Source organism: Siccirubricoccus soli (genome assembly GCF_024178315.1).
Lineage (GTDB): Bacteria > Pseudomonadota > Alphaproteobacteria > Acetobacterales > Acetobacteraceae > Siccirubricoccus > Siccirubricoccus soli.
Map to the genome: position 1 here is coordinate 1 of NZ_JAMZIK010000036.1, position 11254 is coordinate 11254.

At 71.2% G+C, this 11254-nt stretch carries 10 protein-coding genes and 2 pseudogenes; 1 reads left to right on the plus strand and 11 read right to left on the minus strand.

Going from position 1 to position 11254, the window contains the following annotated elements; genetic code table 11:
- Positions 1-277: pseudogene (locus NJ376_RS06545) on the plus strand (haloacid dehalogenase); the annotation flags it as partial.
- Between the two features lie 189 nt (positions 278-466).
- On the opposite strand, the gene NJ376_RS06550 reads toward NJ376_RS06545, so the two are convergent.
- From NJ376_RS06550 to NJ376_RS29185, 11 genes and pseudogenes are all read right to left on the minus strand, one after another.
- Positions 467-2836, minus strand: coding sequence for a family 16 glycoside hydrolase (locus NJ376_RS06550; RefSeq protein WP_252952447.1), 2370 nt, complete (start codon positions 2834-2836; stop codon positions 467-469).
- 109 nt (positions 2837-2945) lie between these two features.
- The gene (locus NJ376_RS06555) at positions 2946-3680 is read right to left on the minus strand and encodes a LamG domain-containing protein (protein ID WP_252952448.1); all 735 of its coding nucleotides are present in this window, start codon (positions 3678-3680) and stop codon (positions 2946-2948) included.
- Positions 3677-5056, minus strand: a complete 1380-nt coding sequence (locus tag NJ376_RS06560) for an ABC transporter permease subunit (RefSeq protein ID WP_252952449.1) — start codon at positions 5054-5056, stop codon at positions 3677-3679. Before NJ376_RS06560 ends, NJ376_RS06555 begins: the two co-directional genes overlap by 4 nt.
- Positions 5043-5756: an ATP-binding cassette domain-containing protein gene (locus NJ376_RS06565; protein WP_252952450.1), complete on the minus strand. Its 714-nt coding sequence runs from the start codon at positions 5754-5756 to the stop codon at positions 5043-5045. The genes NJ376_RS06560 and NJ376_RS06565 overlap by 14 nt, the downstream gene beginning before the upstream one ends.
- Positions 5753-6724: a YncE family protein gene (locus NJ376_RS06570; protein ID WP_252952451.1), complete on the minus strand. Its 972-nt coding sequence runs from the start codon at positions 6722-6724 to the stop codon at positions 5753-5755. Before NJ376_RS06570 ends, NJ376_RS06565 begins: the two co-directional genes overlap by 4 nt.
- A 124-nt stretch (positions 6725-6848) precedes the next feature.
- The gene (locus tag NJ376_RS06575; RefSeq protein ID WP_252952452.1) at positions 6849-7793 is read right to left on the minus strand and encodes a DUF1259 domain-containing protein; all 945 of its coding nucleotides are present in this window, start codon (positions 7791-7793) and stop codon (positions 6849-6851) included.
- 80 nt (positions 7794-7873) lie between these two features.
- Entirely contained in the window at positions 7874-9292 is a 1419-nt protein-coding gene (gene chrA, locus NJ376_RS06580) for a chromate efflux transporter (RefSeq protein ID WP_252952453.1), read from the minus strand.
- 177 nt (positions 9293-9469) lie between these two features.
- Positions 9470-9844, minus strand: a complete 375-nt coding sequence (locus tag NJ376_RS06585; protein WP_252952454.1) for a hypothetical protein — start codon at positions 9842-9844, stop codon at positions 9470-9472.
- Positions 9841-10332 (minus strand): chromate resistance protein ChrB domain-containing protein, encoded by a 492-nt coding sequence (locus NJ376_RS06590; RefSeq protein ID WP_252952455.1) that lies wholly within the window; start codon positions 10330-10332, stop codon positions 9841-9843. Before NJ376_RS06590 ends, NJ376_RS06585 begins: the two co-directional genes overlap by 4 nt.
- Complete coding sequence (locus NJ376_RS06595) at positions 10332-10775, minus strand: rhodanese-like domain-containing protein (protein ID WP_370288007.1); 444 nt, start codon at positions 10773-10775, stop codon at positions 10332-10334. The genes NJ376_RS06590 and NJ376_RS06595 overlap by 1 nt, the downstream gene beginning before the upstream one ends.
- Positions 10776-10802: 27 nt before the next feature.
- Positions 10803-11095 (minus strand): annotated as a pseudogene (locus NJ376_RS29185) (Fe-Mn family superoxide dismutase); the annotation flags it as partial.
- Positions 11096-11254 lie beyond the last annotated feature (159 nt).

The window sequence follows — 11254 nt, forward strand, 5'->3', positions numbered from 1 at the left end:
CGATGTGGCGATGCAGAGCGCGGGCGTGACGCTGGTGAAGGGCGACCTCGCAGGCATAGCGCGGGCACGGACCCTGTCGCGTGCGGTGATGCGGAACATCCGGCAGAACCTGTTCTTCGCGCTCATCTACAACGCGGCCGGGATTCCGCTGGCGGCGGGCGTGCTCTACCCGTGGCTCGGCATCCTGCTCAGCCCCATCGTCGCGGCGCTGGCCATGGCGCTCAGCTCGGTGTCCGTCATCGGCAACTCGCTGCGGCTGCGGGCGGTGCGGCTGTAGGCCTTGGTATCCGGGGAAGGGGAGCGGCTTCCGGGCCTCCGGGCGCCTGACCTTTCCGGGGAGAAGGGGCGCAGGATCCCGGCGATCCGAACGTGTTGACGGACGAGGGGTGCCCTTGAGCCCCGAGGAACGGACCCCGGGAGCTGCAAGCGCCCGATCAGCCGATGGGCTCCAAGGGAGCCCGGCACCTCAGGGCAGTCTCCTGACCTGCGGGTTCCGAAACTGCACGCGCGAGCTGTACTTGTACGCCTGCAGGGCGATGAACCCGGAGGCACGCCGGTTGCTCTGGAACACGTTCACCAGCTGGCCATTGAGCGTCACCCGGATCGTGTTGCCGTTTGCCTCGATGACATAGGTGTTCCACTCGCCGACCGGCTTGGACGGGAAGGCGGACGGTGCCTGCAGATCGTAGATGGCGCCCGTGCGCTTCTCCGGGTGCCCTTCCGTGCCAGAAGGCGCGTCGAAGCCGCGCTCGTCGATCTGCACCTCATGCCCCTGGGCCACGGCGACGTTGAGCGCGTCGGCGGCACCCGGCCCCGGGGTGCGGATGAAGACGCCCGAGTTGTCGTCCCGGCGGCCGACCCGCCAGTCGAGTTTCAGGACGAAGTTGGCGAACTGCTCGGCGGTGTAGAAGTAGAGGCCATAGCCGTTGAAGGTCTCCAGGACCGTCCCATGGTGCCGCACCGCCGCGGGCGAGCCCTGTCCCTGGCCGACCATTTGCCAGTCGGCTGGATTGAGCGACAGCGCCGAGAACCCTCCGGCGGTGTCGATGGCGGGGCGCTGGCCCGCCAGCAGCGCGTCGGCGGTCCGGCGGGCCAGGGACAGGCCGGTGAGCGAGGGGTTGTGCGAGCCGAGTGTCGGGAACAGGGCCGGACCGGCCACGTAGGCGTTCGGCACGCCGTGGAACCTGCCGTCGAGGTCGGTGACGGAGTTCCCCGCGGTCCCCATGAACAGGCTGCCCGCCTCATGGTGGGTCGAGCCGAGGATGTCACGCCAGAACCTATTCCCCTGCGCGTCCGGCTGCGGTCGCTGCGCCTGCCAACCGCCCGGGGTCAGGTACTGGACGTCGGCAGCGTTGCCGCCCGCTAGTTGCAGTGCGAGGGCGAAGGCGGCGTCGTCCATCGCCGTCCAGAGGTCCTTGTCGTTCTGCGTGGCCACGAGGTTGACGTAGGCGCGCCGCATCCCCCAGCGGTCGGTCTCGGGGCTGAGGTCGATCCAGCTCCGCGCCGGGTCAGGCGCCAGCGTCCGCTGGTCCTCCATCTCGCCGATGCCGCGGAAGGTGATGGTCACCCAGTTCGGGTCCTGGTTGGACAGCATGTTCCCGAGCAGCTCGATGTCCGGCACGGTCGCCCACATCGTCCGCTCCGGGTCGTTGCCGACCACCGAGGCCGCGATGACCTGGTGGTGGAATCGGCGCCCGAGGGCCTCGCCGCGCACCAGGAACGCGACAGTCTCCAGGTCCGTGGGCGGACCGGCCAGGCCCAGCGCCGTCCGCTTGATCCGCACGGTGATGTTGCTGCGCAGGTGCGCCATCAGGTTGCCGACGCGCGGCGACCCGAAGCGGGTGTCGCCGACGCCGAGGCTCTCCAGCGCCAGACGGGTCGCCTCGATGGTGCCGTTGGCCAGCACGACAGCGCAGGTCGGCGACAGCGCCAGGGTCTGTGGCTGTCCGTCGACCCGGAGGTCCAGGCTGGTCACGGCGCCGCCCGCCCCGCGGTTCAGTCGCAGCACCTGGGTGCGGGGGAGCAGGAAGACGCGTCGGCTGACGTCGAGGTGGCTGGCATTGTTCGCGCTGTCGTGCCGAATGGCGTCGATGAGGAATGGGCCGCTGCTGAACTTGTCGAAGGAGAAGACGCCCGGGGCGGGCGAGGCGCCCTGCACCGCGAGTGGCGCCTCCCCGACATCGGTTATGCCCGGGACCGCAGGGATGGCCGCCTGGAATGCTGCGTCCAGCTTCTGGTACAGGTTGGCCTTGACGATGAAGTCGGTGCTCGGGAACGTCCCGATTTCAGTTTCGACCGAGCGGTAGACGCCGTCGTTCCCGGTGGGGCCGTTCAGGTAGGAGGCGATCGCGGACGGCCAGTTGGCTAGGTCGTTCGCGGTCAGGCGCGGCGACCAGCCGCCCCAGAACAGCGAGCGGCCGCCGACGCAGTAGGCCAGGCCGGAGAATGCCTCGTTGCTGATCCACGGCATGCCCCAGACGACGTTCTGGGTGCCGGTGTCACGGGTGCGGGCGGCGTCCGGCCCACCCACCTTGCCGCCCAGCCGCTGCGGCAGGTTCTGGATGTGGGTCGGCAGCAGGTAGGCGCCTGCCTCGATGAGCAGGATGCGAGCGGCCTGCCCGGCGCCGTGACGGTACAGCCGCTCGGCGATGTAGCCGCCGAACATCCCGGCGCCGATGACGACGGCGTCGAAGGGGTAGCCGCCGTTGACGCGCTGCTGGTCTAACTCTCCCCAGGTGTTGCAGATGTAGCGGCCGAGGATGTCGTAGCTGAAGGCAGATTCCTGGACGTCGAATGCGGCCGGGCCCGGCCCGGGAACCAACTGCGGTAGCGGCATCGAATTCCTCCCCCCTGATCTTCGGGTCGCACCCTGTCGGCGCCGGTGGAAATGCTGCTGGGCTGACCTTCCTGTCGCCCCCGCGTACGCTCCTTCGTGGTTGCGTCCGTCAGGCCGCGTGTGCGACGCGGTAGTCGTCGAACAGCACGTAACTGTCGGCCTTCGACCATAGGCCGACCTTGCCCGACACTGGCGCGGGGAGCTCGTGCGTCAGCCAGAGTCGGCCATCGAGGTGGCTCTCGACAGTGCGCCCGCGCACAGCGAGTTTTAGATCATGCCACTGGCGCGAGGCGGTCGGCGTGTTCCGGATCCACTTCACCGAGCTCCGCTTGCCGTGCACCACCTGCCAGAGCACCAGGTTGTTCTCCAGCGCGTTGGCGCGGACGGTCAGGTAGTCGCCGTTGGGCTTGAGGTTGAACAGGATGCCCGCGCCCTGGTCGACGCGGCCCTCGAGCGGCTTGAAGCGGACGGTGATCTCGCCCTCGCGGAAGTCCTCGACCCCCTTGGCGACGGCGTAGGGGAAGTAGGCGTAGGCCTGGACGTTGTCGAGGAACTCGGCGTACCTCTCGCCGTAGATGGCGCGTGCCTTGTCGGCTAGACCCGCCGCTGCCTGACCCGCCTTCCAGTGTCGGCCGTCCACCGCGAGGACGCGGTTGCTGCCGTCGTTGGCGATGACCCAGTTGCCGACCACGGCGGCGAACGACCTGGGTTCGGCGCCAACCGTCTCCTGCGAGAAATCGAAGACCTGATCCTCGGCCGCGCGTGTTGCTCCCGGTCCAAGGGCGAACGCCGCGGTCGCGCCGCTGAGCAGCCCGCGCCGGGAGCATGCAAGGCCGTTTGTCATGGAAAGCCTCCCTTGTGTTGGAGCCAGGCGGGCGTCGCCCCGGGGCGCCAGGCCCGCCACCAGGCGAGCGCGAGCAGCGCAGGCAGGACGGCGTAGAACCAGGGCGCGGCGGGCCGGGCGTCCGCGACCAGGGGATGGCCGAGGTAGTCCGCGGCCTCGATGCGCTCCGGCGTCACGCCCGCCAGCGCGAAGAGCAGCGGCAGGACCTCCCGGAAGCTGGTCGAGCGGCTCTCGTCGTGGCGGCCGCCGTAGTCGTAGAGGACGAGGCCGTAGCGGTCGTCGCCCGATGGGGTGAGCAGCCCCTTCGGGGTCTCGGCGATGGTCACCGATGTCCGGGGCACCAAGCGGCGCAGCTTGCCGAGCACCTGCCGCTCGAAGTCGGCGAGCCGCGGGTCGTCGGGCGAGAGGTGGACGGTGATGGCGAGCGGCTCGCGCAGGTGCCGCAGGGCCGCGTCGTCCCCGGCCGCGAAGGAGTTGCGGCGGGTCTCGCTGAGGTCGGCGTAGAACCGCGCCTGTGTGGCTGCCAGGCCGAGCAGGACCGCGATTGCCAGGACGACGGCCGAGAGCGCGAGCCTCCGCGGAACAGGCCGCCCGGGCGGGAGCCAGACCACGGCGAGCGCGACCAGTGCCGCCGCGGCGACCAGCATGCCCAGCACGGCGGGCAGGGCGAACAGCCCGCCCTCGAAGCCCCGCAGCGCCGCCGTGGGCGAGAGGTCGGCCAAGCGGCGCATCCAAGCGCCCTGGCCCGCCGCGGCGAAGTCCAACACCCAGGCCCCCAGGACGAAGGTGAGCGCGGCGATGGCGGCCGTCGCCGGTCCGTCCGTGACGGCCGCCGCGAGCAGACCGACCGCGGCCACCAGCAGCCCGTAGAGCAGGTGCCCGAGCAGGAGGTTCAGCGTCTCCGGCGCGTGCAGATGCCCGCCGAGCGCAGCCCAGACAACCAGCGCCGAGACGGCGGGCACCAGGGCGAGCAGCCATCCGGTCATCGCCGCCGCGAGCTTGGCCAGGATGAGCGCCACCGGAGGGTAGGGCAGCTGGAGCAGCAGTTTGAGACCGCCGCTCTCCTTGTCGCCACCGAGCGTGCGGATGGCCACGAACGGAAACAGCAGCGTGACTGCGACGTAGAAGGCGCCGAGCGTCGGCACCAGCACGCCATCGAGCGGGGTCAGGCCGCGGGCGAGTTCGGGGAACCCTTCGGCCGAGCGGCTGGCTTCGGCGTAGAGTGCGACGGCCTCGGCGAAGCCGTACCCCACCACGGGGCAGAGCAGTAGCGCCATCACCCACGGCGCCCGCCCCGCGGCAAGGGCGCGGAGCTCCCGCCCCAGCAGCGGACGGAGCGGGGCACCCAGGTTGGGAAGGGGGTCAGGCGAGCGCAAGGAAAACCTCCTCCAGCCCGCCCGCGGGCAGCCCGGCGGCAGCGCGCAGCTCCGGCAGTGTGCCCTCGCCGCGGACCTGCCCGGCGGAGAGCAGGACGAAGCGGTCGCAGACGCGCTCGGCGTCCGTGAGCTGGTGGATGGACAGGAGGAGCGCGCGGCCGTCCTCGGCCACCTGCCGGAGCAGGGCCATCACCTCCCGCGTCTGCCGCAGGTCGAGGCCGTCAAAGGGCTCGTCCATGGCAAGCAGCGGCTGCGGCGCGAGCAAGCCGAGCGCCAACAGAAGGCGACGCCGGTAGCCCTTGGAGAGCGCGCCAACCGGCTTCGTCAGCACCCGGTCCAGCGCCAGAGCGGCCGCAGCCTCAGCCAGATGGGCGCCGGGCAGGCGCCAGGACCGGCCGAAGAAGGACAGGACGGCCGAGACCGGCTGCTCGGCATCGGGCGCGATCCCGTCGGGCAGGTAGAACAGCGCTGCCTTTCGGCGGTGGGGCGGCAATTCCTTGCCCGCCCAGCGGACCGTGCCCGCGTCGGCCGGGAGCAGCCCGGCCAGGCACTCGAGCACGGTGGTCTTGCCCGCGCCGTTCGGGCCGATGAGCCCGACGACCTCCCCGGCCCCGAGCCCGAAGCCGACCTCGGCCAGGGCGAGCTGGTCGCCATAGCGCTTGGTCAGCCCGGCGACCCGGAGCAGGGGAGCATCGGTCACGGCGGCGGGTCCGGCCGGAGCACCCAGAGCGCGGCGGGCTCCCCCGCCGCCGCCCGCGCCGCGACGAAGAGCCGGTCGAGCTCGGGCACGAACAAGCCGGTGCGAGCACCCGCGGCGGTTCGTACGCGCGCCAGGTGCCGCGGCGCGGCTCGGCGCCCATCCCTTGCCGGAGGCGCGTCGAACACGTCCACTGCGCCCTCGCCGCAGATGGCGTAGAGGCGGTGTCGGCGCGCATCGACGAACAGGTCGTCGGCATCCCCGCACATCGCCAGCTGGCCGAGGACCGAGCCTGTCTCCAGCTCGAGGGTGACGAGGGCCGGAGGCTCGCGGAAAGCCACGAACAGGCGCCCGCCACGCTCGTCCAGCGCCATGGGGAAGTTGGCGCCGAGGCGCGGCACGGACCAGGTGGCGATCTGCCGCCGCGCAGCGCGGTCGAGGACCGCGATGGCGCCGCCCGCGCCGGGCAGGTTGACGAAGACCCGCGGACCACCCGCCTCGAGTTGGAAGGACTCCGGGTGGGCTCGCAGCGGGAGGGCCGGGCCGACCGGCTGCCCGCTCGCAGCGTCGAGCGGCGTCAGGCCGCCCTCGGCACCCGACGCCCCATGCCCGGCGCCGCCATGACCGACCCAGACGACGCCGCCGCCCGCAGGATCGAGGCGCAGGTTGTCAGCGTTCGCGTTCAGGGACGCCGGGCCGAGCGGCGTGAGGTCGGCGCCCCGGAGGCGCTCGACGGTGCCGTCCCCGGCATTGGCGACCAGGACGACATCTGCCTCGGGCGCGTAGGCCACGCCCTGCGGTTCCCGCAGGCCCTGGATCCGGCGCACCACTACCCGGCCGTCGAGATCAACGATGCCCAGGCTGTCGTTGCCGAGCTCGGCGACGAAGAGGCGGCGGCGCGCGATGTCCACGGCGAGGTGGTCGATGCGCCCGCGCACCTCGCCGAGCGGAACTTTCGCCTCGACCTGCATAGGTGCCTCCCTGTCGTGAGCCCGCTCGGACAAAGCGGGGAACGGTGTCGCCAAGACCAGGAGCAGTCCGAGGGCGTGCCGACGGTTGGACATCCATGCACCTCCCTCTCGCTGGCCCGGTCGTTCAGCGCGCCGCGTGCGCGGAGTTCGTGCGCTCGATCGCCGCGCGCAGGCCGCGGCCGAGCTTCTCCGGGTCGTCCACGCCCCAGAAGTGCATGAAAAGGATGCGTGGCTCGTCGTTCAGCATGTGGCTGTGGATGGCCGTGACTTCGATGCCGTGCTCGACCAGCGCGCGTTGCACCGGCACCACCTCCGCCGCGGTCAGGACGAAATCGCCGGTGATCGCTCCCTTGCCGTTCCCGGCAGCCTGCAGGTTGATCGCGGTGGCGGAGCCCATCGCGGGCGGCACTTCCATTCCGGCATCCTTCACCGGCTCGGCCCGCGGCACGGTGACGCCGTACACGCCACCGGCGGCGCGGCCTTCGCGGCCGAGTGCGCGGGCGAAGGCCGCAGTGTCCACGCCCTCGACGCCCTGCTCCCCGGCCGCTCCGGCGGCGCCCTGGAGCGGCGTCGCCGTCTCCCGAAGCGCGAGCCGCAGCGCCGCGCCGAGCTTCGCCGCCTCGCCGTGCCCGCCGACATGAAGGTACATGGTCGCGGGCTGGGCCCGCAGCAGGTGGTTGTGCAGCGCCGTCACCTCGAGACCGCCCTCGGCCAGGCGGCGCATCACGGGGGCGACCTCGGCCTCGAGCAGCACGAGGTCGCCCATCACCGTCAGCTCCTGTCCGTGCTGCTGGAAGGCCAGCCAGGAGCCGAGGGCGAAGCCGGGCCGGATCTGCAGGCCGTCCACCGTCACCTTCAGGTCGGTGCGCGGCAGCGCGACGCGCCAAACGCCGCCGGGTTGCTCGGCGCCCGGCTTGCCGAGCGCGTCGTCGACGGTGCGGTGCCAGTCGGCGTTGGGTGTAAGCCCCTGCTGCTGCGCCGGTGCCGCGCCCTGCTGGGCGAAGGCGGCAGTGGGCAGTGCCAGGACCATGCCCAGCAGGGCGGCGCGGAACGTGGTTTGGATCAACATGGCCTGTCGCTCCTCGTGTTCTTGCTTTCCCGGCCTTCTCGCCGGGTCCTGCCCGCGGCCTGGACGGCCGCGGGCATTGCTCAGGTCACTCCTAGTAGGTGCAGGACGATGCCCACCGCCGAGCAGGCCAGGAGGGTCTGGATCATCCCTGCCTTGAACCGGAAGATGGCCAGCATGGCCGCGACCGAGAGCAGCAGTGCCCACGGGTCGAGGCTGCCGAGGACCGGGGCGTCGAAGGACAGCCCAGCGCCGCGCACCCGCTGCGTCTCGTGGAACCAGGTGTGCAGGGCGAACCACACCGCGAGGTTCAGGATCACGCCCACCACGGCGGCGGTGATGGCGGTCAGCGCGCCGCTCAGCGCCTTGTTGCCGCGCAGCACCTCGATGAAGGGCGCGCCGAGGAAGATCCAGAGGAAGCACGGCGTGAAGGTGACCCAGGTCGTCAGCAGCCCGCCCAGCGTCCCGGCCAGCATCGGGTGCAGCACGCCGGGGTCGCGGAAGGCGGCCATGAAGCCGACGAACTGGGTGACCATGATGAGCGGGCCGGGCGTGGTCTCGGCCATGCCGAGGCCGTCGAGCATCTCGCCCGGGCGCAGCCAGCCATAGTGCTCGACCGCCTGCTGCGCGACGTAGGCCAGCACGGCATAGGCGCCGCCGAAGGTGACCACAGCCATCTCGCTGAAGAAGATGGCGATCTGGCTGAAGGCGCTCGCCGTCCCGAGCGCGGCAAGCAAGACAGCGACGGGCAGCAGCCACAGCAGGAGCCAGACGGCGGCGGCCCGGAGCGCCTTGCTCACGGTCGGGGCCGCGTGGTCGGGCAGGACCTCCCCGAGCAGGCTGTCCGCCTCAGCCAGGCCCTTGCCCCCGCCGCCATGGCCCCCACCGCCCTGGAACAGCGGCGACCCGGAGCGCCCACCGAAGTAGCCGATCAGGCCAGCCATCACCACGATGACCGGGAAGGGGGTGTCGAAGAAGAAGATGGCGACGAAAGCGGCGGCGGCGATGCCGACCATGACGCGGTTCTTCAGCGCCCGTGATCCGACGCGGAACACGGCCTGGAGGACGATGGCGAGCACGGCGGCCTTGAGGCCGAAGAACAGCGCGGCGATGACGCCGACCTGCCCCCAGCCCGCGTAGACGTAGCTGAGCGCCATGATGGCGATAACGCCGGGGACGACGAACAGCGTCCCTGCCACGACGCCGCCGAGCGTGCGGTGCATCAGCCAGCCGATGTAGACGGCGAGCTGCTGCGCCTCGGGGCCGGGCAGCAGCGTGCAGTAGCTGAGCGCGTGCAGAAAGCGCGCCTCGCCGATCCAACGCTTCTCATCGACGATGATGCGGTGCATGACCGCGATCTGCCCGGCGGGGCCGCCGAAGGAGAGCGCGGCCACCCGGAGCCAGACCCAGAACGCCTCCCGGAAGGAGACCCCATGGTCCCCGGCAGCACGCGGTGAAGAAGATGCTGGCGCGGCGCCGGTGGCGCGGACCGCGCCACTCACGATGCGCTCTCCGGCGCCGCCTCGAGCATCGTCTCGGTGTGCGCATTGCGCCGCGTGGCATGTCCGCTGGTAGACGGTCTGAACCGCACCGAGGGTGGGACAAAGGAAGGAACAGGAGGCGGCAAGACCGCTCCCTGACACCGCGGCATTGGCACGTACTGGATCAGCGAGGGCATGTCAGTTCCCTTGATGTCGGCGAAGGAAGGTTGGTGGTGTCCGGTCGTCCGGCCGCTCGCGCAGGCTGACCTCGGAACCTGAAAGCCAAACCTGCCAGCATCGGAGCGGCGACGCCCGGTCATTGGCCGTGCACAGCAAGTCCCGTTCGACACGCCAGCGGCCGTTCTTCCGATGACCAAGGTCCTCGATTTCGAGACGACCGTCGCGCCGGTAGTATTCGGTCCAGTGGTAGTCGTCCGTGAGGTCGCGGCCGATGATCTGGGTGCGGATCTCCGCGGCGTTCAGCCGACGGAATTCCTGCGCCGTTGCGGGCACTGCGGTCGTCCACACGACCGCGGCCAGCAGGGTAAGCTCCGCTTTCCTCGGCCCGCTCAAGGAACGCCCTCCGGCGTCGGGGCACGGGTTTCCTTGGGCGGCGTCCAGTTGTGGGGCTCGCCCGCCGCGCCGCGGCACCAGGCATAGAGGGCGTCATAAATGATCATGCCCTGCTCCAGCATGGCGTGGTCGTCGGAGATGTTGGCCGACAGCCCCATCGAGATGGCGTGCAGGCCGGACGCCTCGGGAGCGAGGTCGTGCCGTGCCGTGTCGGCGCCGCGCACGATGACCGCCAGCCGGTCCAGCGCCGGGTCCTTCAGGTCGTAGTGCCTGATGAAGGCGTCGAAGCTGCAGAGCTCGCCGTTGTGCGAGAACGGGTCCGCCCCCGGGATGTCGTACGGGACGGCGCCCGTCTCCTTGGCCACCTCGAAGACGCGCTCGGTCGGCACGTAGAGGAACTCGGCGTCCGGCTCGACGAAGCGCCGGATCAGCCAGGGGCAGGCGATGCGGTCGATCTTCGGGCGCTCGCGCGTGACCCACTTCGTCATCACACTTCTCCTCGTCCTTGCTTGTGGTCAGGGGGAAGCGGCACGGTCGGGCCGCCCATGGCGTGCCAGGCAGTGATGCCGCCCGCGAGGGCGCGGGCGTCCAGGCCACGGCGCCGCAGCTCGGCGGTGGCCTCGCCGCTGACCTGGAAGCCGAAGACGCAGTAGGCGACCACCGGCTTGTCGCGCGGCAGGTCCTCCGCCCAGTCGGCAATGGCCTCTGGCGGGAGGAAGCGTGCGCCGGACAGCATGTCTGTGCGCCGCGGCAGGTCGATGGGCAGGCAGACATCCACCAGGGTCACTTCCTCGCCGCGGTCGAGCATGGCGCGCAGCTCGGCGGCGGTGACCTTGGGCACGTCCGGGTTCGGCCAGGCGGGGCGCGGCAGGGCGGGGTCGAGCGCCCGGCCATGCCGCGCCCCGATGCGCTCCCAGTGGATGTTGCGCATGAACGCGTCGACGTAGGCGCCCGCCCTGGCGCCGAAGTCGATGGCGTAGGCGTGCTCGTACATGTCGAGGGCCAACACCACCGCGCCGTCGGCCAGGGTGTGGCCGTGGTCGGCCGCCCACTGGTTGGTCAGCCTGCCAAGCCGCTCCGACCAGGTCAGCAGCACCAGCCCGAGCCGCCCGCCAGCGCCTTGCCCATGGCGGTGAACTCGGCGCGCCACCGGTCAACCGAGCCGAAATCGCGTTCAAGCGCCCGGGCGAGGCCGCCGCCGGGCTCGCCGGAGCCGCCGAGGGCGTCGAAGTAGGCCTCGTGCAGGATCATGGAGTTGGCGGCGATCAGCCGCTCGCGCCCGATCCCGTTGAGGTCGAAGACCGGCGCCGCCGCCCAGTCCAGCCCCGCAAGGCGCCCCTCGATGGCGTTCAGGCGCCGGACCGCGCCGCCATAGTTGTTCTCGTAATGGCTGACCAGCAGCCGGTCGGA